The organism is Hydrogenophaga flava NBRC 102514 (genome assembly GCF_001571145.1).
Classification (GTDB): Bacteria; Pseudomonadota; Gammaproteobacteria; order Burkholderiales; family Burkholderiaceae_C; genus Hydrogenophaga; species Hydrogenophaga flava.
This window is the reverse complement of record NZ_BCTF01000004.1, coordinates 172,683-193,718: the sequence shown is the minus strand read 5'-3', so window position 1 is coordinate 193,718 and position 21,036 is coordinate 172,683. Positions and strand designations below refer to the sequence as shown.

The window sequence follows — 21,036 nt, the reverse complement described above, 5'->3', positions numbered from 1 at the left end:
GCGAAAAAAATCAGAGCGGCAGGCGGTACTCGCCGGTGTCGCCGAGGACGGTGCTCTTCTCGCGCAGAACGATGGTCAGTTCGCGGGCCTGTGCGTCGTAGGCAAACGGTTGGCGAGTGAACACGTCGCGCATCTCGGGCGGAGCATTCGCCACAAACGCTGCAAGTCCCTGACTGGTAAGCCCTCGGCGTCGGGCCTCCAGTGTCAGCCGTGTGGCAGCAGCCAGGTTGCGGACATCGGCAATGCGGACGCCGTAGCGTTCGTAGGCACTGGCTTCGACATCCATGTTGTCCAGGAAGTAGCGGCCGAAGGGATTGGGTAGAGCTCCGTAGCACACGATGGCTGCCGTACCCAGCGACGCGCAGGGGCTCGCATCAGGCATTTGCGTTGTTGCCGACTGAGCCATTGAAGCCCCTTGGGAGGCCGTGAGCATTCGTTGGCGTGCGACTCCAAACTGGATCGCCAAGCGGTTGAGGGTGTCCTCCCGATGCGTCAATCGAAGGGGGGCGGTTGTGAACCAGCCGAGAACACCAGGACGATCCCACTGCTTGCGCAATTCCTCGAAATCGAACGAAGAGGCATACGTTGCCCACTCCGCGTCCATGGCTTTGGCGCCCCTGGAGGGCATGCCGTCCATCGCGTCCAGCACTTGCTGCAGCCGCTGGGCGCTGGCTTCGTCCGGTGCCGGGGATTGCGCCAAGACGAGTTGCAGAGCGAGTAGGTTCTTGCTCAGCCCGTTTACGGAGAGCATGGCTTCGATCAAGGTGTCGTCGGCCGACTGCAGGTTGTCCCCGATGGCGTCCTCAAACGCCGACACCGCGTCATCGATCCGCCCTTGTCGCCACAGGGCCAGGGCGTGCGCGCTCTGCCACAGGTTCAACATCAGCAATGGGCGTAGCGGAGGCGATAGGTCCAGAGGGCGGTACCCAAAGATGCGCGGGCCAGCGGCCGCAATCTCCTTCGTCCTTGAGAGAAGTGTCTGGTCGGGAACGGCTTGCGCGAGTGTCAGCCACTCCCGCTCCGTCCAGCCAGGCGACACCTTGGCCTGATCCAGTGCAGGGGGCAGGGAAAGCAGGGTTTTCCCCTGGTTGCAGCGTTCCACACCCTTTTGTTTCTCAGCCTCTTGATCTTTCCGGAGCTGGAGAAAAGGATGGATGCATCGGCCGTACTGCACGGGGCCCAGCGCCGCAGGTGCGAACAAGCCTTCCACCCGGTACGCGTTGTCGGTCGACGTCGGCAGCGCCTTGGCGAGTGCCTCGTAGTCCTGCGCCTGCGGCGACAGTGGAGGCGACACCAACCAGTACACGGTATGCAGCAGCGCGAACACGCCTGCGAGTGACAACGCCAGCAGCGCCGTCGCCCATACCACCATCAGTCCCGCCAACCACATACCGGTCGTCTCAGAGGCTTGTTCGATCTGCGTTGATCAGCCGTGCTTGAACACCGCCTTGCGCTTGTTCACGAACGCGTCCATGCCTTCCTTCTGGTCTTCGGTGGCGAACAGGGCGTGGAACATGCGGCGTTCGAACATCACGCCATCGGCCAGGCCGCCTTCGAAGGCGCGGTTGACGCATTCCTTGGCCGCCATCACGCTGGGCAGCGAGAACTCGCAGATCTGCAGCGCGGCGCCCAGGGCTTCGTCCATCAACTTGTCCAGCGGCACCACGCGGCTGACCAGGCCGGCGCGCTCGGCCTCGGTGGCGTCCATCATGCGGCCCGTGAGGGCCATGTCCATGGCCTTGGCCTTGCCCACCGCGCGCGGCAGGCGCTGCGTGCCGCCGGCGCCGGGGATGATGCCCAGCTTGATCTCGGGCTGGCCGAACTTGGCGTTATCGGCGGCGATGATGAAGTCGCACATCATGGCCAGCTCGCAGCCGCCGCCCAGGGCGAAGCCGCTGACGGCCGCGATGACCGGCTTGCGCACGCTGCGGATGGTTTCCCAGTTGCGGGTGATGTAGTCGCCCTTGTAGACGTCGGCGAAGCTGTACTTGGCCATCGCGCCGATGTCGGCACCGGCGGCAAACGCCTTCTCGCTGCCGGTCACGATCATGCAGCCGATGCCGTCGTCGGCGTCGAAGGCCTTGAGTGCGGCGCCCAGTTCGTTCATCAGCTGGTCGTTCAGGGCGTTGAGCTGCTTGGGCCGGTTGAGCGTCACGATGCCGACACGGCCCTCGGTGCGCACGGTGATCAGTTCGGGGGTGGCGTTTTCGCTCATGGTGTGTCCTCGGGTGATGGGGGATGATTGACGTGAACGTCAACTATAGCCGCCCCGTTTCCGGGGGCGACACCCAAGGGAAAACATTAACCAACCGATTGGTCGGTTAATGACAGAATGGCCCGTTCAAGAACGACAGGAGACAGCTTTTCATGAGTTCCGCCCCAGAAGACAGCCGCGTTCTCTATATAGAACATGGCGCCGTGGCGCAGGTCACGCTCAACCGGCCCGACGCCCTCAACAGCTTCACGCGCCAGATGCACCGCGACCTGTGGGCCGCGCTGGACCGGGCCGAAGCCAACCCGGCGGTGCGGGCGCTGGTGATCACCGGCGCCGGCCGCGGCTTCTGTGCCGGTGCCGACCTGTCGGAGTTCGACTTCGAGCCCGGGCCGGATCTGGTGCAGCGCGCCGACCCTGGCCCGGTGATCGACCAGGCCTTCAACCCGACGGCGCGGCGCATCCAGTCGCTGCGCATGCCGGTGATCGCGGCGGTCAACGGCGTGGCGGCCGGCGCGGGCGCCTCACTGGCCATGACCTGCGACATCGCCATCGCGGCGCCCGGAGCGAGCTTCATCCAGGCTTTCAGCAAGATCGGCCTGATCCCCGACGCCGGCGGCAGCTGGTTCCTGGTGGAGCGACTGGGCCTGGCGCGCGCCATGGCGCTGGCGATGACGGGCGACAAGCTGCCCGCCGCGCAGGCCAAGGAATGGGGAATGATCTGGGACGTGCAGGACGACCCGCTGGCTGCCGCGCTGGCGCTGGCCAGGCGTCTGGCGGCCATGCCTACCAAGGCCCTGGTCGCCACCCGCGCGCTGCTGCGCGACGCGTCCACCCGCACGCTCGATGAGCAGCTGGACGCCGAGCGCGACACGCAGTCGGCCTTGGGCAAGACGCACGATTACATCGAAGGCGTGATGGCGTTCCGTCAGAAGCGCGCGCCGCAGTTCAAGGGGGAATGAGGATGACGCCGCAAGAACGCGCGACCAAGGTGGGCGAAACCATGTTTGCGGTGGATGTCGCGAGCAAGGACACCATGGGCATGGAGCTGCTGACGGTGGAGCCGGGCCGGGCCGTGATCCGCATGGCCGTCCAGCCGCTGCATCTGAACGGCCACCAGATCTGCCACGGTGGCTTCATCTTCACCCTGGCCGATTCCACCTTTGCCTTCGCCTGCAACAGCCACAACAAGAACGCGGTGGCGGCCGGCTGCAGCATCGAGTTCCTCAAACCAGCGCACGCCGGCGATGTGCTGACCTGCGAGGGTGTGGAGCAGACCCTGCAGGGCCGGCACGGCATCTACGACATGAAGGTCACCAACCAGAAGGGCGAGGTGGTGGCCATGTTCCGCGGCAAGAGTGCGGTCATCCCCGGCCAGGTGTTTCCTGAGGAGGCAGGTGCATGAACCACTTTCCGCTCGAACCGATCGAGAAGGCCAGTGTCGACGAGCTGCGCGCGCTGCAGCTCAAGCGTCTGCAAGCCACGCTGCGCCACGCGTACCAGAACTCGCCGGTGTACCGCCGCAAGTTCGACGAGGCCGGCGTGCACCCGGACGATTGCAAAAGCCTGAGCGACCTCGCCAAGTTTCCGTTCACCACGAAGAAGGACCTGCGCGACAGCTACCCCTTCGGCATGTTCGCGGTGCCGCGGGAGAAGTGCGCTCGCATCCACGCCAGCAGCGGCACCACCGGCAAGCCGACCGTGGTCGGCTACACGCTCAAGGACATCGACACCTGGGCCACGGTGGTGGCGCGCAGCATCCGCGCCAGCGGCGCGCGGCCCGGCGACATGGTGCACGTGAGCTACGGCTACGGACTGTTCACCGGCGGCCTGGGCGCGCACTACGGCGCCGAAAAACTCGGCCTGACCGTGGTGCCCTTCGGCGGCGGCCAGACCGAGCGCCAGGTGCAGCTGATCCAGGACTTCCGGCCCGACATCATCATGGTCACGCCCAGCTACATGCTGGCGATTGCCGACGAGTTCCAGCGGCAAGGGCTGGACCCGCGCGAGAGCAGCCTGCGCATCGGCATCTTCGGCGCCGAGCCTTGGACCAACGACATGCGCGTGGCCATAGAAGCGCGCATGAACATCGACGCGGTGGACATCTATGGCCTGTCCGAGGTGATGGGGCCGGGCGTGGCCAACGAGTGCGTCGAGACCAAGGACGGCCCGACCATCTGGGAAGACCACTTCTACCCCGAGATCATCCACCCCGAAACAGGCGAGCCGGTGGCCGACGGCGAGATGGGCGAGCTGGTCTTCACCAGCCTCACCAAGGAAGCGCTGCCCATCATCCGCTACCGCACGCGCGACCTCACGCGGCTGCTGCCCGGGACGGCACGCACCATGCGCCGCATGGAAAAGATCGCCGGCCGCAGCGACGACATGATGATCGTGCGCGGCGTCAACGTGTTCCCGACCCAGATCGAGGAGCTGATCCTCAAGCGCCCCGAACTGACCGCGCACTACCAGTGCGTGCTCACGCGCGAGAACCACATGGACTGCCTGACGGTGGCGGTGGAGACCCGGCCGGGCCTGTCACCGGACAGCATCGAGGCGCGTGCCGCGGCCGAGATGCTGCGCCACGAGATCAAGGTCTACATCGGCTCCAGCGTCGAGGTGTCGCTGCAGCCCGAAGGTGGCGTGGAGCGCAGCCAGGGCAAGGCCAAGCGGGTGGTCGACCGGCGACCCAGGTGATGTTTGCGGCGTACCTGTGAGATTTGTCAGCTTTCCGTAAGTAATTCTTTGGGCTACAGGTTAAACCCCGCTATCCGATTGGGAGCACGGTGGCTACAGTGTTTGCCATCTGTTGGGGTTTCATGGACAAGAACACTCTGCTCGTCAAGACCGATAAAGGCCGGGATGCGATGGCTCGCCGGGCGCCGGAGCTCGTGCCTCGCCTGCGGTCCATGCTGATCCTCGTGGACGGCAAGCGCAACGCCGCCGAACTCGACAAGCTCGGGGCGGGTCTGGGTGGCGGTGCCGCCTTGCTGGAGCAGCTGCTGGCCCAGGGCTGGATCGCGCCCCACGATCCCAACGGTCCCCCGTTTCAGAACACGGCGCCGCTGGCCGACGGACAGGTGCCCGTGGCACCGGCGCCGGCCTCTGCCGAGGCCGGCTTTCCTCCGGCCCCGCCGTCAGCACCTGTCGCTGCCCCGCCGTCTGCGGCGCCGGTGCTGCCCTTTGCCGACGCCCGCCGTCTGGTGGTCCGCTTCATCAACGACGCCGCCGGCCCCATGGGCGAGCTGACGGCGATCAAGGTCGAGTCCTGCAAGACGGCGACCGAGCTGCAGACCCTGCTGCCCCGCGTGCGCGAAGCGCTGCAGAACTACCGGGGTGCGGCCACGGTGCAGCGTTTCGACCAGGAGGTCGTGCCGCAACTGCCCCGCCACTGAGGCGGCCGCCGGGCGCTGCTCAGCCGGTGGTGCTGCGGGTCAGCCAGTCACCCAGGCGGACGGCGTCCTCGACCGTCAGCCGCACCGCGGTGTCGTCGGCGGGCCAGGTCAGCGGGCAGCGCAGCAGCCGCCCGTCGCGCGAGACCAGGGCTGTGAGAGCGCTGCGCGTGCCGCGCAGGGCCGCCACCTCGTCGAGCTTGCGCACGCGCCAGGCCTCGGCCGGCTGGCCGCGCCGCGCGGGGGCGAACTCCACGCCCAGCCACTCGTCGCCCGCCGCCAGACCGGCTGCCTCGCCGGCACCGCCGCGCAGCACGTTCTTGACCGTCAGGCCGCCACTGTCGGCCGCGACGCGCAGCCCCAGCGACTGCGCCAGCGGCGCCTTGTCGCGGTGCACCTTGGCGCCAGCCGCCGCCAGCAGGTCCAGCACCGGCAGGTCGGCCGTGCCGTGCACCCACTGGACCAGTTCGGCGGCGAAGCTGCGCTTGCCCTGCTGGCGCAACACCGTGGACAGGTCGGACTCGCGCATCGGCCCGCCCTGCGTGCGATGCCAGAGCGCACGCATCACCTCGTCCAGCGAACCGCGGCCCTCGGCGCGCAGCGTCAGGTCCAGACACATCGCCACCAGGGCGCCCTTGGTGTAGTAGCTGATGGTGGCGTTGGGCGTGTTCTCGCCCACTCGGTAGTAGCGCGTCCAGGCGTCGAAGCTGGCCTGGGCCACGCTCTGCACGCGCTGGCCCGGGCTCTGCTGCACCTGGTTGATGGTCTTGGTCACCAGCTGCAGGTAGGTGGCGTCGTCGATCAGACCGGCGCGGCGCAGGAACAGGTCGTCGTAGTAGCTGGTGAAGCCTTCGAAGAACCACAGCAGCTCGGTGTGGTTCTCGCGCGTGTAGTCGTAGCGCTTGAACTCGGCCGGCCGCAGGCGCTTGACGTTCCAGGTGTGGAAGTACTCGTGGCTGATCAGGCCCAGCAGCGTGGTGTAGCCGTCGGTGGCCTTGAGGGCGGCGGGCTTGTCGTCTTTGGCTCGGATCTTGGGCAGGTCGGTGCGCTGGGCGATGAGCGCGGTCGAATTGCGGTGCTCCAGCCCGCCATAGCCTTCGCCGCTGGCGTGCAGCATGAAGACGTAGCGCTCGTAGGGCGGCTGGCCGTCACCGTGCCAGAAGCGGATCTGCGCCTCGCAGATGCGGCGTGTGTCGTCCAGCAGGCGCTGGCCGTCGAACCAGCCGCCCGCGCCGCTGACCACGAAGCGGTGCGGCACGCCGCAGGCGCTGAACTCGCCGCTCCAGAAGGTGCTCATTTCCACCGGGCAGTCGGCAAGTTCGTCGTAGTTCTGGGCCAGGTAGTGGCCGAAGCCTTGTCCGTCGACCTTCAGCGGCGTCAGGCCGATGGCCACCTGCCAGCCGGCGGGCGCATCACCTGGCTGGATCTCGATGGCGTGCGGCTCGTCCTCGCGGCCGGCCACCATCAGGCACAGGCTGGTGGCGTTGAAGAAGCCGCGCGTGGCGTCCAGGAAGGCGGTGCGCACCGAGGCGTCGTAGGCGTAGACCTCCCAGCGCAGGCTGAGCGGGCGCTGGCCGTCGTTGTCCACCTGCCAGCGGTGCTTGTCGAGCTGTTTCACCGCCAGCGCCTCGCTGCCCTGGCGGGCACTCAGGTGCTGCAGGTGCTGCGAGAACTCGCGCACCAGGTAGCTGCCCGGAATCCAGACCGGCAGTGCGAGCTTCTGCGACTTGGCCGGGCGGGTGATGTCGAGGGTGACCGCGAACAGGTGGGCGCGGTGGCTCAGCGGCTCGACGCGGTAGTGCAGGGCAGGGGTCGTGGGTTTGTTGCGGCTCACAGGGCTCCCGCGCCGATGAAGCAGCTCAGCGCTGCGATGGAAGAAAGGCGGAAGCGCAGCGTGAGCCAGGCCTCCAGGCCGGCGCGGCGGTAGAGCGTGCGGTCGGCCAGGTAGCAGATGATGAGCATGAAGCCCAGCCAGGCCAGGCCCGCGAAGGCGGGCATCAGCAGCCCTGGCCAGGCCAGCAGCGAGGGCACGATGCCCCAGAGGAAGTGGTTGCGCTGGTGGTGCGGGGCGTGCGGCAGCCCGCGTTCATGGCGGCCGCCGAGCCAGCCAAGGCCCCAGTGGATGCCGCCCAGGAACGAGATGATCAGCGCCGCGTACCCGGTCATGGCGATGGCCACCCAGGGCTGCAGGGCCACGTCCACCAGCCACAGCAGCGCCGCCAGCATGACGAAGGGGATCAGGCCGGCCTGGCCCAGGGTGCGGGCCAGCGCCGCGTCGTCGGGGTCGTGCAAAGGCAGGGTCATCGGCGAGGCAGCGTCTTTTTGAGTGCGTTTTACTTGGCTTCGGCCAGCAGCTTCTCGACGCGGTCGGCGCCGATGGCCCCCGGCACGCGGGCGCCGTTGGCAAAGATCAGGGTCGGTGTGCCGGTGATGCGGTTCTTCTTGCCGAACTCCAGGTTGCGGGCCAGGGCTGCGGTGTCGCAGTTGGCGGGTGCCGGCGTCACGTCGCGCGTCATCCAGTCGAGGAAGGCCTTGCCCTTGTCCTTGGCGCACCAGATGTTGCGCGACTTGTCGGCCGAATCCTGGCTCAGGATCGGGTAGAGGAAGACGTGCACGGTGACGTTGTCGATCTTGGTCAGGTCGCGCTCGAAGCGCTTGCAGTAGCCACAGTTCGGGTCTTCGAACACGGCCACCTTGCGCTTGCCGTTGCCGCGCACGATGGTGAACGCGTCCTTGATCGGCAGATCCTTGAAGTCGATCTCGGTCAGCTTGGCCTGGCGCTTCTCGGTCAGGTCCTCCTGGGCGCGCACGTCGATCAGGTTGCCCTGGATCAGGAAGTTGCCCTGGGCGTCGGTGTAGAAGATCTCGCTCTGGTTGACGCGCACCTCGTACAGGCCTTCCATCGGGGTCTTGCTGATCTCCTCGATCGGAGGCAGCTTGGGCGGCCGCTCGGCCAGGTTCTTGCGGATGGTGGCTTCCTGCGCGAAAGCGCCCAGGCTGGCGACGGCCAGGGCGAGCGCAATGGCGGAAGTGGTGAAGAATTTCATGGGTTCGCCTGTGGCGTGAAGGTTGATCGGAGACCGACGGCAGTTCAGGCCGTCTGGCCCATGGCCTTGCGGGCCAGCCAGTGTTTCAGCGGTCCGAGACGGTCGACGCCGCTCATGCCCCAGTTGCGCAGCGCCTGCACGCGGGTGTCGGTCTGGCCGAACAGCCCGAACAGGCCATCGGTCAGCCAGCCCATGGCGCCTACCTCGGCCTGCCGCGCGCGCTCGTAGCGGCGCAGCAGCTTGAGGTCGCCCAGTTCGCGCCAGAACTCGCGTTCGTGGACCACGCGCGCCAGTTCCACAGCGTCGGCCAGGCCGACATTCAGACCCTGACCGGCCAGCGGGTGCATGGCGTGGGCCGCGTCACCGGCCAGCGCCACACTGCCCTGGGCCGTCTGCGAGATCCAGCGCCGGGCCCTTGAGAGCTCCAGTGGCCAGGCCTGGGCCGGGCCTTGCAGTTGCATGCCGCCCAGCGATGAACCACAACGTTCCTGCACCGCCTGCGCCAGCGCCTGGGGATCGGCGGCCAACCATTCTTCGGATTGCTGAGCAGGGACAGACCAGACCAGCGCCACGGAGTTCCCCTGCGCGCCATCCAGCGGCAGCAGGGCGAGGATTTCTCCACGGGCGAACCACTGGCGCGCAACGCCGCCATGGGGCTGTTCGGTGGTCAGGCGGGCCGCCACCGCCTTGTGCGGGTAGGGTCGGACGTCGAACTCCAGCCCAAGCTCGTCGCGGGTGGCGCTGCGTTTGCCCTCGCAGACCACGGTCAGCGCGGCCGGCACGGGTTCGTTCACGCGCTCGATGCCGCCCTGGAAGCCGATGGCGTCGGCCAAGCGCTTTTCCAGCGCCGGCACGTCCACGATCCAGGTCAGGGCCGGGACGCCCTGGTCGGCGGCCGAGAAGTGCAAATCGCCACCATCGTCGCCGTGCACCTCCATGCGGGTGACCGGCGTCACCGCCGCGGGCGCCGCGCCGCTGTCTTCGGGCCAGGCCCGCAGCGACTGCAGCAGCGCGCGGGCCGTGGTGTTGAGCGCGTAGGCCCGCACATCGGGCGCGGCGGCCGGCGAACGCGGCGCCGAGACCAGCGCCACCTTCAGGCGCTCGCGCGCCAGCAGCAGGGCCAGGGTCTGCCCGACCACGCCGGCGCCACGGATGCACACATCAAAACGCCGCGGGGCGGCCGGAGACGGGGAGGGGAGAGCCATCCGGGGATTCTAGGAGCAGGCCACAATCCGGGCATGAACACCCTCACCGAGTCCCCTGTGGCCGCCGCCGATGTCCAGGCCCGCGTCGCCCAGCTCTGGATCTACCCCGTCAAATCCTGCGCCGGCGTGCCGCTTGAGCAGGCGGTGCTCACACCAACCGGCCTCGAATGGGACCGCACCTGGATGGTGGTGGATGCGCAGGGTGAGTTCGTGACCCAGCGCGAGCTGCCGCGCATGGCGCTGATCCAGCCCGCCTTCAAGCTCGACCAGCTGGTGCTGCGCGCGCCGGGCATGTTGGCGCTGCACCTGTCGCTGGATGGCGTGGAGTCGCCGCGCCGCGTGCGCGTCTGGGACGACGAGGTCGAGGCCTGGGACATGGGCGACCTGGCGGCGCAGTGGTTCTCCGACTTTCTCGGGCCGGACGCGCCCGAGGGCCTGAAAAAGCTGCGCCTGGTGCGCTTCGACCCCGAGGTGAAGCGCCTCTGCAGCCTGAAATGGACCGGTGGCCGCGAGTCGGTGACGCAGTTCGCCGACGGCTTCGGCGTGCTGGTGGCGAGCACGGCCTCGCTGGACGGGCTGAACGCGCGGCTGGCGGCCGCGGGCGAAGCGCCGGTGGACCTGCGGCGCTTCCGGCCGAACATCGTGCTGTCCGACGTGGAGCCGCACGACGAGGACCGCATCGCCGGCTGGCGCGTGCAGACCGAGGGCGGCGTGGCCGCGCTGGAGAACGTCAAGCCCTGCGCGCGCTGCCCGATCCCGAACATCGATCCGGCCACCGCTACCTCGACCCCCGCGGTCAGCGACGCCCTGCAGGCCTACCGGCAGGACCCGCGCCTGAACGGCGCCATCACCTTCGGCATGAACGCCATCGTGCTGGCGGGGGATGGGCTGGTGCTGAAGGTCGGGCAGGCCGTGGGCGCCGACTGGGCGTTCGACTGAACCCTGTCCTCAGGCTGACCGGTCGTCGGGCCAGCACAGTGCAATGCCCTGCGCAGCCAGGACATCAAGATCCTGCGGGCGGTCGACATCGGTGATGTAGGCCCGCTGGTCCGTCGCCCAGCGGTGCACCCGGTCCGGGTGGCGGGCCGCCCACTGCTGGCCCGACAGGTCAGGACCGCCCGACAGCAGATCGCGACAGACCGATGCGTCCAGCAGCACCGGGTTGCCTGGCTGCCCGTCCACCCAGGGGCGCACGAAGCCGGTGCCGGCGGGGCGCTGCTGCCAGGCGGCGACGAGGGCGGCGATTTCGGCTGGCCCGATCAGCGGCAGGTCGGCCAGCGAGACCAGCACCGCATCCAGCCCCGCGGGCAGCGCGGTCAGGCCCTGGTGCAGCGACTGGCTCTGCGGCGCCTCCGGGTCTGGGTTGACCACACGTTCCACCGGCAGTCCGTCCAGCGCGGCGGCCACCTGGTCGCGGTAGTGGCCCAGCACCACCACGACCGGGGCCAGGCCCGCGCCCAGCAGCGCCTGCACCTGCCGCCGCACGATGGCCTGGCCACCGTGCTCCAGCAGGCACTTGGGACGGTGGCCCATGCGCGAGGCCGACCCGGCCGCCAGCAGCACGGCGCCGATACGCGGCGTCGGTGGGTGGTGTGGCAAGGGGGGCGTCGCAGGGATGGCCATGGGCGGCCAGATTAACCGTTTCAGGCCCGTCGCTTACACTTTCGGGTTGATTTTTCGAGGTATTCCATGAGTCTCCAATGCGGCATCGTCGGCCTGCCCAACGTCGGCAAGTCCACTCTTTTCAACGCCCTGACCAAGGCCGGCATCGCCGCTGAAAACTACCCCTTCTGCACCATCGAGCCCAACACCGGCGTGGTGGAAGTGCCCGATCCGCGCCTGGCCCAGCTGTCCGAGATCGTCAAGCCCGAGCGCGTGGTGCCCGCCATCGTGGAGTTCGTCGACATCGCCGGCCTGGTGGCCGGTGCCAGCACCGGTGAAGGCCTGGGCAACAAGTTCCTGGCCCACATCCGCGAGACCGACGCCATCGTCAACGTGGTGCGCTGCTTCGAAGACCCGAACGTGATCCACGTCGCCAACAAGGTCGACCCGATCGCCGACATCGAGGTGATCCAGACCGAGCTGTGCCTGGCCGACCTGGCCTCGGTGGAAAAAGCCATCCACCGTGTGAGCAAAGTGGCGCGTGCGGGCGACAAGGAAGCGATCAAGCAGCTGGCCATCCTGGAGAAGTGCCAGACCGCGCTCAACGACACCCAGCCGGTGCGCACCATCGACTTCAGCAAGGAAGAGCGAGCCCAGCTCAAGCAGTTCTTCCTGATCACCGCCAAGCCGGCCATGTTCGTGGCCAACGTGTCGGAAGATGGTTTCGAGAACAACCCCTTCCTGGACCGCCTCAAGGCCTTCGCCGAGAAGCAGAACGCGCCCGTGGTCGCCATCTGCGCCAAGATCGAGGCCGAACTCTCCGAGATGGACGATGCCGACCGGCTCGAATTCCTCAAGGAGCTGGGCCAGGACGAGCCGGGCCTGAACCGCCTGATCCGCGCCGCCTACAAGCTGCTGGGCCTGCAGACCTACTTCACCGCCGGTGTGAAGGAAGTGCGCGCCTGGACCATCCACGTCGGCGACACCGGCCCGCAGGCGGCCGGCGTGATCCACACCGACTTTGAGAAGGGCTACATCCGCGCCCAGACCATCGCGTTCGATGACTTCATCCAGTTCAAGGGCGAACAGGGTGCCAAGGACGCCGGCAAGATGCGCGCTGAAGGCAAGGACTACGTCGTCAAGGACGGCGACGTGATGAACTTCCTGTTCTCGTCCTGAACGCCATGTCCAACACCGGCCGGCCCGAACCGCAGCGCCTGGCCAAACGCCTGGCCGCACAGCTGCCCTGCTCGCGCAGCGACGCCGAACGCTACATCGCCAGGGGCTGGGTGCGGGTCGATGGCAAGGTCGTCGAGGAGCCCATGGAGCGGGTGCGCGACGAACAGGTCGTCACCCTGGACCCGAAGGCGAGGCTCGAATCGCTGGCCTCGGTGACGCTGATCTGGCACAAGCCGGCCGGGCATGTTCTGCCCGACGCACCGTTTCTCCCCGATGACGTGGCGGCGCGCTGGTTCGCGCCCGACCAGCGCTTTCCTGGTGACCGCTCGGGCGTGCGCCCGCTCAAGGCGCACCGGCACAAGCTGCTGGCAGTGGCTCCGCTGGGCGAGCTGGCCAGCGGCCTGATGGTGTTCACACAGAACCCCGGTGTGGCGCGCAAGATGACCGAAGACGCCACCCAGCTGGAGCACGAATGGCTGGCCGAGGTGGCGGCCGATCCGGCGCTGGAAGACGAGGAGCGGCGCGATGAGGTGCTCCGCTCACTGGGCAAGCCCGCGTTCTTCGATGGATGGGCGGTGCCGACGGCGCGCGCCAGCTGGCAGAGCGAGCTTCGGCTGCGGCTGGCGATCAAGGGCAACCGTCCCGGCCAGGTGGCGCACCTGTGCGAGCGTGCCGGGCTGCAGCTCACCAGTCTGCGGCGTTTGCGGCTGGGACGCATCGCCCTGGCCGGGCTGCCGGTGGGGCAATGGCGCTACCTGATGCCTTACGAGCGCTTCTGAGCCTTCGAGGCCCAGATGCTCAGGCCCATGGCCAGCAGCATCAGCGCCAGCCCGACCCAGTGCAGCCGCAGCATGTGGCCTTGCGCGATCAGCGCGCCACCCAGCGCGGCACCCAGTCCCTGACCGGCGTACATGGCCGAGGTGTTGAGCGCCACGGATGCCGGCGCCAGCACCGGTGAGAGCTGCACCAGGCGCGCCTGCTGGGCCGAGTTGCCGGCGAAGCAGCCGAGTGCCCAGGGCACCATCACCAGCGCCTGTGCGACCAGCCCCGCCTCGCCGGCGGGCCAGAGCGCGAGGCTGATGGCCATCAGCGAGAGCGCGACCAGGGTGGCCGATGGAGCACCCAGCCGGTCGACCCAGCGCGTGAGCAGGACGTTGCCGGCCAGGCCGAAGGCACCGAACCAGAGGAACAGCAGCGACAGCGTGGTCGCGCCGGCCGCGAGGGTCTGCTGCAGGTAGGGTGCGAAATAGGAGAACAGGGTGAACTGGCCGAAGGCGGACAGCAGGGTGACACCCAGCGCCAGCATCAGCGGCGCCGACCCCAGCGTCTGGCCCCAGGCGGCCCGCGACAGGGCCGCCGGCCGCACGCCGTCGGGCATGGCGCGCCAGACCCAGCTGGCGCTGGCGACGGCCAGCACCGCGACCATGGCAAATGCCCAGCGCCAGCCCAGCACGCCGCCGATCCACGCCGACAACGGCATGCCCAGCACCGAGGCCACCGACCAGCCCAGGAACACGAACGAGATGGCACGCCCGCGCTGCGCCTCGGGCACCAGCAGGCCGATGCAGGCGGCTGCCTGCGGGGTGAAGACGGCCGGCGCTACCACGGCCAGCACGCGCAGTGGCAGCAGGCCCAGGTAGCTGGGTGCGAGGGCACACAGTCCCATCAGCAGCGCGTACCAGAGCAGGGTCAGGGTGAGCAGGCGGCGCCGGTCCCAGCCGGCGACCAGGGTGGCGAACAGCGGTGCGCCCAGGCCCATCATGATGGCCGCGGCGGTGATCAGCTGGCCGGCCTGCGGAATCGACACGTTCAGCGACTGGCTGATGTCGGGCAGGGTGCCGGGCACGGCCATCACGCCGGTACCGATCACGAAGTTGCCGGTCATCAGCGCCCAGAGGGCGGACGACGGGCGCGCACGGTGAGGCGGGGTGGACATCGGTGCAGTATCGCGGGCGCCTGGGGCGACCGGTCAGAACGAGAGTCCCCCCGGGAACACCCACAGCAGCAAGGCCGTGAGCACGATGTAGCGCAGCAGCTTGCCCACTGCCATCCACGCCACGCAGGGCCAGAACGGAAAGCGCAGCCAGCCCGCCACCGCACACAGCGGGTCGCCGATCACCGGCAGCCAGGCCATCACGCAGGCCTTGGGGCCGAAGCGCTGCAGCCAGTCCAGCGCGTGCAGTTCGGTGGATTTGTGACGGGCGCGGTCGACCACCCGGTGCGCGCCGGCGCCGATGAACCAGTTGAGCGCACCGCCCGCGGTGTTGCCGACGGTGGCCACCGCGATGGCGGGCCAGAACAGTTCGGGGTTGAGCTTGAGCAGACCGAACAGGGCGGCCTCCGAGCCGACCGGCAGCAGCGTGGCCGACACGAAGGACACCACCAGGAGGGCGCCCAGGCCGGCCTCCGGCATGGCCAGCCAGTGCAACAGGGAACTCAGCCAGTCGGGCATGTGCGGGGTGTGGGTATCAAGGTGCAACCGGTGGTCGGGATATCGTCTGCTGAAAAAACAGGCAGATACAATGCGCATCCCTTTCGCGCGGGCGACGCCGCCTTCGCCGCGACACCCACCCTCCAGACCATTCTCCCATCGCCATGCAACTGGGTCCGTACACCCTGCCGAATGCCCTGTTCGTTGCGCCCATGGCGGGGGTGACGGACCGGCCGTTCCGCAAGCTGTGCAAGCGACTGGGCGCGGGGTATGCGGTCAGCGAGATGGTCACCAGCCGGCCCGATCTGCAGGACAGCCTCAAGACCTCGCGCCGCGCCGACCACAGCGGCGAGCCCGGCCCCATCGCGGTGCAGATCGCCGGCACCGACGCGCAGATGATGGCCGATGCCGCGCGCTACAACATCGACCGCGGCGCGCAGATCATCGACATCAACATGGGCTGCCCGGCCAAAAAGGTCTGCAACAAGTGGGCCGGTTCGGCCCTGATGCAGGACGAGGCGCTGGCGCTGCAGATCGTCGAGGCGGTGGTCGACGCGGCAGCGCCGCACGGCGTGCCGGTCACGCTCAAGATGCGCACCGGCTGGTGCGCCGACGTGAAGAACGCGCCCGTGATCGCGAAGGCCGCCGAAGCCGCCGGCGTGCAGATGCTGACGGTGCACGGCCGCACGCGCGAGCAGGGCTACAAGGGCTTCGCCGAGCACTACACCGTGGCAGCGATCAAGCGCGCCGTGCGCATTCCCGTGGTCGCCAACGGCGACATCGACAGCCCGCACAAGGCGGCCGAGGTGCTGCGCCAGACGGGTGCCGACGCGATCATGATCGGCCGCGCGGCACAAGGCCGGCCCTGGATCTTCCGCGAGATTGCGCACTTCCTGTCGACCGGCCAAGAGCTGCCGGCGCCCGACCTGATGGAAGTCAAGGCCTGGCTGCTCGATCACCTGGAAGATCACTACAGCCTGTACGGTGAATACACCGGCGTGCGCAGCGCGCGCAAGCACCTGGGCTGGTACGCCCAGGCACTGCCCCTGCCCGCGGGCAAGGCCGCAACGTTCCGCCAGCGCGTCAATGCGCTCACGACCGCGCAGGCGCAGCTGGACTGCGTGCGCGACAGCCTCGACGCCTGGGCCGCGGCCGGCCAGCAAGAAGACAACCACACCCGAGAAGACTGGAAACTGGCAGCATGAGCAACCACAACCTGCACGACTGTGTGCGTGCCAGCATCGAAAGCTATTTCCGCGACCTCGACGGCACCGACCCGGCCGGCCTGCACGACATGCTGGTCAAGGCGGTGGAGAAGCCCCTGCTCGAAGTCGTGATGCAGCAGTCGCAGAACAACCAGTCGCGCGCCGCGCAATGGCTGGGGCTGAACCGCAACACGCTGCGCAAGAAGCTGCTCGAACACAAGCTCATTGACTGAGCCATTTGGCCACCGGCACCCGAATTTCAAACCTCCCCAGAGCACATCCCATGCGCGCACTTCTCTCCGTCTCCGACAAGACCGGTATCGTCGAATTCGCCCAGGCCCTGCACGGCCTCGGTGTGAAACTCCTCTCTACCGGCGGCACCGCCAAGCTGCTGGCCGACAAGGGCCTGCCGGTCACCGAAGTGGCCGAGGTCACCAACTTCCCCGAGATGCTGGACGGCCGCGTCAAGACCCTGCACCCCAAGGTGCACGGCGGCCTGCTGGCCCGTCGCGAACTGCCCGATCACATGGCCGCGCTGAAGGAACACGGCATCGACACCATCGACCTGCTGGTGGTGAACCTCTACCCGTTCGAGGCCACGGTGGCCAAGGCCGGCTGTACGCTGGCCGACGCGATCGAGAACATCGACATCGGTGGTCCGGCCATGGTGCGCAGCGCCGCCAAGAACTGGAAGGACGTGGGCGTGGTCACCGACGCCGGCCAGTACGAGGCCGTGATCGGTGAGTTGAAGGCCAACGGCAAGCTGAGCGACCAGCTGCGTTTCGCACTGTCGGTCGCCGCCTTCAACCGCATCGCCCTGTACGACGGCGCGATCAGCGATTACCTGTCGTCCGTCAGCTTCGAGGCCGAGAAGCTGTCCGAAACCTATGTGCCTCAGCGTGCGCTGTTCCCAGGTCAGAGCAACGGCATCTTCACCAAAGTCCAGGACCTGCGCTACGGCGAGAACAGCCACCAGCAGGCCGCGCTGTACCGCGACCTGTACCCGGCCCCCGGCTCGCTGGTCACCGGCGTGCAGCTGCAGGGCAAGGAGCTGAGCTACAACAACATCGCCGATGCCGACGCGGCCTGGGAATGCGTCAAGAGCTTCGAGGCCCCGGCCTGCGTGATCGTCAAGCACGCCAACCCTTGCGGCGTGGCCGTGGGCAAGGATGCGCACGAGGCCTATGCCAAGGCCTTCCAGACCGACCCGACCAGCGCCTTCGGCGGCATCATCGCGTTCAACCGCACGGTGGACAAGGCCGCCGCCGAGGCCGTGGTCAAGCAGTTTGTCGAGGTGCTGATGGCGCCCGACTTCACGGCTGAAGCACTCGAAGTTTTCAAGCCCAAGGTCAATGTGCGCCTGATGAAGATCGCGCTGCCGGCCGGCGGCGCCAGCGCCTGGGACCAGGGTCGCAACGCCATGGACGCCAAGCGCGTGGGTTCGGGCCTGCTGCTGCAGGCCGCCGACAACCACGAGCTGGCGCTGGCCGACCTCAAGGTGGTCACCGTCAAGCAGCCGACGCCGGAAGAACTGCAGGACCTGCTGTTCGCCTGGAAGGTGGCCAAGTACGTGAAATCCAACGCCATCGTGTTCTGCAAGAACGGCATGACCATGGGCGTGGGCGCCGGCCAGATGAGCCGCCTGGACTCGGCCCGTATCGCCAGCATCAAGGCCGAAGCGGCCAAGCTGTCGCTGCAGGGCACGGTGGTGGCGAGCGACGCCTTCTTCCCGTTCCGCGACGGTCTGGACGTGGTGGTGGACGCGGGTGCAACCTGCGTGGCCCAGCCCGGTGGCTCGATGCGCGATCAGGAAGTGATCGACGCCGCGAACGAGCGTGGTGTGGCGATGGTGTTCACGGGCGTGCGCCACTTCCGCCACTGATATGTTTTCGTTGCGCTGAAAAGGGGCTCGTTTTAGAGCCCCTTTTTTCTGGCCTGCTGTTGTGGGGGCAGGGGCTCGTGGCGCCCGTTCTCCAGCTCACGCTCGCGGGCGCCTGCCCGGGTGTGCGATCGTCACTTCGTCAATGAGAGGCTTGCGCACAGCCTCTGGGGCAACCGCGAATCGAGCCTGCGCCCGGGCACCCCAAGCCCCAGCCTAGCTGATGTGTCGGGGGGGCGAGGAGGGGAGTCCCTGTCGGTGAATCCACAAATTTGTTCAAGGTGGGTGGTGCGGGCTGGCGGGCGCAGGCTCGATTCGCGGTTGCCACAGAGCGGGCGAACCCCTCCGGTGTTGATGCGATTCGGGTGGCGCGCAGTTGAGGTCACCCGCGAGCGTGAGCCGGAGCACGCCAGCTCCACCATCCACCTTGCGCGAGGTCAACGAGCGAAACGCTACGAGCCCAAACAAAAAACGGCCGGAGGAAAACCCCCCAGCCGTTTCAATCAAGTGAGGGAAGGATCAAGCCAACTGCTTGAACACCTCACGCGCCGCCGCCACGGTGGCCGCAATGTCTTCAGCTTTGTGCGCAGCGCTCACAAAACCCGCTTCATAGAGAGCCGGCGCGATGTACACGCCACGGTCCAGCAGGCCGTGGAACAGGGTGTTGAACTTTGCGCCTTCGGTCTTCATCACCGTGGCGTAGTTCTGCGGCAGCTCGGGCATCAGGAAGAAACCGAACATGCCACCCTGGCAGTCCACACTGAACGGCACGCCTTCCGCATCGGCCGCGGCTTTCAGACCATCGACCAGCGAGCGGGTGGTGGCCGACAGGGCTTCGAAGAAACCGGGCTTCTGGATTTCTTTCAGCGTGGCCAGGCCGCAGGCCGTGGCCACCGGGTTGCCCGACAGCGTGCCGGCCTGGTAGACACCACCCAGCGGAGCGAGGTGTTCCATCACCGCGCGTTTGCCACCGAAGGCCGCCAGCGGCATGCCGCCACCGATCACCTTGCCCATCACCGTCATGTCGGGTTCGAACCCGGGGATCAGCGATGCGTAGTGGCCTTGCGCGCTGCCCAGGCCAACGCGGAATCCCGTCATCACCTCGTCGAACACGAAGAGCGCGCCATGCTGCGTGCACAGTTCGCGGATGCGCTTGACGAAGGGCACGCTGGCGCGCACGAAGTTCATGTTGCCCGCGATCGGCTCGATGATCACGCAGGCGATGTCGGCGCCGTGCTCGGCGAACGCGGCTTCGATCTGTGCCACGTTGTTGTATTCGAGGACCAGGGTGTGTTGCACCACCTCGGGCGGCACGCCGGCGCTGGTGGGGTTGCCGAAGGTGGCCAGACCGGAACCGGCCTTGACCAGCAAGGCGTCGGCGTGGCCGTGGTAGCAGCCTTCAAACTTGATGATGGTCTTGCGCCCAGTGGCGCCACGGGCCAGCCGGATGGTGCTCATGCCCGCCTCGGTGCCGGAGCTCACCAGGCGCACCATCTCCAGGCTGGGCACCAGCTTGACGATCTCTCCTGCCAGCTCGACTTCGCGCTCGGTGGGGGCGCCGAAGGAGAAGCCTTCCACGGCCGCTTTCTGCACGGCTTCGAGCACGGCTGGGTGGCCATGGCCCAGGATCATCGGGCCCCAGGAGCCGATGTAGTCGATGTACCTCTGGCCGTTGGCGTCCCAGAAATAGGCGCCCTGCGCGCGCTGCACGAAGCGCGGCGTGCCGCCGACGGCGCGGAAGGCGCGCACCGGGGAGTTCACGCCGCCGGGGATCAGTTGCTTGGCGCGTTCGAAGAGGTCAAGGTTGCGGTCGCTCATGGGTGGTTCAGTGCTTGGTGGTGTCCAGGGGAAAGTCGTCGGCGTCCAATTGGCTGTCCGGCGAAGGAGTCTCGCTGGCGGCGCCTTCGGGGGCCTCGTCGCCCTCGTCTTCATGCGCCCAGAACAGCCGGTCGGGAACGGCATGACCCATGCCGGGCTGGAACCCTGCGTCCAGACACTGGTCCAGATAGGTCAGTGCCTCGGCGCAGGCCGACTGCAGGTCGGCACCGGCGGCGATCAGGGCGCACAGCGCGGCCGACAGGGTGTCACCCGCGCCGCCGAAGGTCGCCTCGAAGCGTTCGTAGCGGGCGGTGGCCAGCACGGCTTCCGGGCTGGCCAGGTGGCTCTCAAGGTACTGGTCGGCCGCGTTGAATCCGGTCACCAGTGTGTAGGGCACGCCGTGCACCGCCGCCGCCCGGGCCACCTCGCGGGCGTTGGGAGGACGGTCGCCCTCCCACTCGGGCAGCAGCCAGCGGCAAAGGGTGCTGTGGTTGCCGACCAACACCGTGGTCTGCGGCAGCAGCAGCTCGACGCAGGCATCGAGGTAGGTCTCGATGGCGAGCTCGTCCCACCAGGACAGGTCGGGCATGTAGGTGACCACCGGGACATCGGCGTAGTCGGTGGTGATGCCGGCGATCGCGCTGAGGTTTTCCGGGTTGCCGACAAAGCCGACCTTGAAGGCCTTGACCGGCATGTCCTCCAGTGCACAGCGGGCCTGGTCGGCGACGGCCTCTTCATCGAAAGCGAAGTGGTCGTGGATCTCCGAGGTGTCCCGGACGTAGGAGCCTGTCACCACCGCCAGGACATGGGCTGATGCGCTGGACATGGCTGTCAGGTCTGCCGCCAGTCCGCCGGCTCCGCTGGGGTCGTTGGCGTTGAAAACCATGACGCATGGGAGCGAAGTCTCACCAGGCTCCACTGCGTTGGCGGACAGGGGAGGGTCGGGGTGTTGGGGCATTGTGGACGCAGCGTGTTACGCGTAAATCGGTATCAGGCGCCTTGGGGATTTCCACCAGCGCGAGCTCAGCGGCGGCCCTCCGTGGCTCGATACAATGGGCGGATTCTA

Annotated in this window: 21 protein-coding genes; 10 read left to right on the top strand and 11 right to left on the bottom strand. The window is 67.8% G+C overall.

Annotated elements, in window-relative coordinates:
* Window positions 1-10 precede the first annotated feature (10 nt).
* Window positions 11-1,390, bottom strand: coding sequence for a hypothetical protein (locus HFL01S_RS05830; RefSeq protein ID WP_066255942.1), 1,380 nt, complete (start codon window positions 1,388-1,390; stop codon window positions 11-13).
* A gap of 36 nt (window positions 1,391-1,426) precedes the next feature.
* Entirely contained in the window at window positions 1,427-2,215 is a 789-nt protein-coding gene (locus HFL01S_RS05825) for an enoyl-CoA hydratase (protein ID WP_066255939.1), read from the bottom strand.
* A 152-nt stretch (window positions 2,216-2,367) separates the two neighbouring features.
* Here HFL01S_RS05825 and HFL01S_RS05820 point away from each other — a divergent pair, with 152 nt between their 5' ends.
* The 4 genes from HFL01S_RS05820 (at window position 2,368) to HFL01S_RS05805 (ending at window position 5,607) form a co-directional block, all read left to right on the top strand.
* The gene (locus HFL01S_RS05820) at window positions 2,368-3,174 is read left to right on the top strand and encodes an enoyl-CoA hydratase-related protein (RefSeq protein ID WP_066255936.1); all 807 of its coding nucleotides are present in this window, start codon (window positions 2,368-2,370) and stop codon (window positions 3,172-3,174) included.
* A 2-nt stretch (window positions 3,175-3,176) separates the two neighbouring features.
* Complete coding sequence (paaI, locus tag HFL01S_RS05815) at window positions 3,177-3,617, top strand: hydroxyphenylacetyl-CoA thioesterase PaaI (protein WP_079364478.1); 441 nt, start codon at window positions 3,177-3,179, stop codon at window positions 3,615-3,617.
* A complete protein-coding gene (gene paaK / locus HFL01S_RS05810) occupies window positions 3,614-4,909 on the top strand; it encodes a phenylacetate--CoA ligase PaaK (protein ID WP_066255933.1) in 1,296 nt (431 codons plus the stop codon). The genes paaI and paaK overlap by 4 nt, the downstream gene beginning before the upstream one ends.
* A 122-nt stretch (window positions 4,910-5,031) precedes the next feature.
* Window positions 5,032-5,607, top strand: coding sequence for a hypothetical protein (locus HFL01S_RS05805; protein WP_157538770.1), 576 nt, complete (start codon window positions 5,032-5,034; stop codon window positions 5,605-5,607).
* Window positions 5,608-5,626: 19 nt separating this feature from the next.
* On the opposite strand, the gene HFL01S_RS05800 is transcribed toward HFL01S_RS05805, so the two are convergent.
* From HFL01S_RS05800 to HFL01S_RS05785, 4 genes are read right to left on the bottom strand one after another with little or no spacing between them, the layout of a single operon-like run.
* Window positions 5,627-7,438: a M61 family metallopeptidase gene (locus HFL01S_RS05800; RefSeq protein ID WP_066255927.1), complete on the bottom strand. Its 1,812-nt coding sequence runs from the start codon at window positions 7,436-7,438 to the stop codon at window positions 5,627-5,629.
* Window positions 7,435-7,908, bottom strand: a complete 474-nt coding sequence (locus HFL01S_RS05795) for a DUF3429 domain-containing protein (protein ID WP_066255924.1) — start codon at window positions 7,906-7,908, stop codon at window positions 7,435-7,437. The genes HFL01S_RS05800 and HFL01S_RS05795 overlap by 4 nt, the downstream gene beginning before the upstream one ends.
* Window positions 7,909-7,937: 29 nt before the next feature.
* Window positions 7,938-8,651: a DsbC family protein gene (locus tag HFL01S_RS05790; RefSeq protein WP_066255921.1), complete on the bottom strand. Its 714-nt coding sequence runs from the start codon at window positions 8,649-8,651 to the stop codon at window positions 7,938-7,940.
* A gap of 44 nt (window positions 8,652-8,695) precedes the next feature.
* A complete protein-coding gene (locus tag HFL01S_RS05785) occupies window positions 8,696-9,856 on the bottom strand; it encodes an FAD-dependent monooxygenase (RefSeq protein ID WP_066255918.1) in 1,161 nt (386 codons plus the stop codon).
* A 33-nt stretch (window positions 9,857-9,889) separates the two neighbouring features.
* Here HFL01S_RS05785 and HFL01S_RS05780 point away from each other — a divergent pair, with 33 nt between their 5' ends.
* Entirely contained in the window at window positions 9,890-10,795 is a 906-nt protein-coding gene (locus tag HFL01S_RS05780; RefSeq protein ID WP_066255917.1) for an MOSC domain-containing protein, read from the top strand.
* A gap of 9 nt (window positions 10,796-10,804) precedes the next feature.
* Here the strand turns inward: HFL01S_RS05780 and HFL01S_RS05775 are convergent, their stop codons facing one another.
* Window positions 10,805-11,479: a nucleotidyltransferase family protein gene (locus tag HFL01S_RS05775; RefSeq protein ID WP_066255913.1), complete on the bottom strand. Its 675-nt coding sequence runs from the start codon at window positions 11,477-11,479 to the stop codon at window positions 10,805-10,807.
* Between the two features lie 66 nt (window positions 11,480-11,545).
* On the opposite strand from HFL01S_RS05775, the gene ychF reads away from it, so the two are divergent.
* On the top strand, window positions 11,546-12,637 hold the full coding sequence (ychF, locus tag HFL01S_RS05770) for a redox-regulated ATPase YchF (protein ID WP_066255910.1): 1,092 nt from the start codon (window positions 11,546-11,548) through the stop codon (window positions 12,635-12,637).
* Window positions 12,638-12,642: 5 nt separating this feature from the next.
* Window positions 12,643-13,416, top strand: coding sequence for an RNA pseudouridine synthase (locus HFL01S_RS05765; RefSeq protein ID WP_066255907.1), 774 nt, complete (start codon window positions 12,643-12,645; stop codon window positions 13,414-13,416).
* Here HFL01S_RS05765 and HFL01S_RS05760 read toward each other — a convergent pair.
* Complete coding sequence (locus HFL01S_RS05760) at window positions 13,401-14,573, bottom strand: MFS transporter (protein WP_066255904.1); 1,173 nt, start codon at window positions 14,571-14,573, stop codon at window positions 13,401-13,403. The two genes, HFL01S_RS05765 and HFL01S_RS05760, sit on opposite strands and share 16 nt — an antisense overlap.
* A gap of 33 nt (window positions 14,574-14,606) precedes the next feature.
* Window positions 14,607-15,089: a YqaA family protein gene (locus HFL01S_RS05755; RefSeq protein WP_066255901.1), complete on the bottom strand. Its 483-nt coding sequence runs from the start codon at window positions 15,087-15,089 to the stop codon at window positions 14,607-14,609.
* Window positions 15,090-15,232: 143 nt separating this feature from the next.
* Here HFL01S_RS05755 and dusB point away from each other — a divergent pair, with 143 nt between their 5' ends.
* From dusB to purH, 3 genes are read left to right on the top strand one after another with little or no spacing between them, the layout of a single operon-like run.
* Window positions 15,233-16,273, top strand: a complete 1,041-nt coding sequence (gene dusB / locus HFL01S_RS05750) for a tRNA dihydrouridine synthase DusB (protein ID WP_066255898.1) — start codon at window positions 15,233-15,235, stop codon at window positions 16,271-16,273.
* Window positions 16,270-16,506, top strand: a complete 237-nt coding sequence (locus HFL01S_RS05745) for a helix-turn-helix domain-containing protein (protein ID WP_066158749.1) — start codon at window positions 16,270-16,272, stop codon at window positions 16,504-16,506. Before dusB ends, HFL01S_RS05745 begins: the two co-directional genes overlap by 4 nt.
* Window positions 16,507-16,556: 50 nt before the next feature.
* Complete coding sequence (purH, locus tag HFL01S_RS05740; protein ID WP_066255896.1) at window positions 16,557-18,155, top strand: bifunctional phosphoribosylaminoimidazolecarboxamide formyltransferase/IMP cyclohydrolase; 1,599 nt, start codon at window positions 16,557-16,559, stop codon at window positions 18,153-18,155.
* Window positions 18,156-18,671: 516 nt separating this feature from the next.
* Here the strand turns inward: purH and hemL are convergent.
* Window positions 18,672-19,970 (bottom strand): glutamate-1-semialdehyde 2,1-aminomutase, encoded by a 1,299-nt coding sequence (gene hemL, locus HFL01S_RS05735; RefSeq protein WP_066255892.1) that lies wholly within the window; start codon window positions 19,968-19,970, stop codon window positions 18,672-18,674.
* Window positions 19,971-19,977: 7 nt separating this feature from the next.
* Window positions 19,978-20,928, bottom strand: a complete 951-nt coding sequence (gene thiD / locus HFL01S_RS05730; RefSeq protein ID WP_066255885.1) for a bifunctional hydroxymethylpyrimidine kinase/phosphomethylpyrimidine kinase — start codon at window positions 20,926-20,928, stop codon at window positions 19,978-19,980.
* Window positions 20,929-21,036 lie beyond the last annotated feature (108 nt).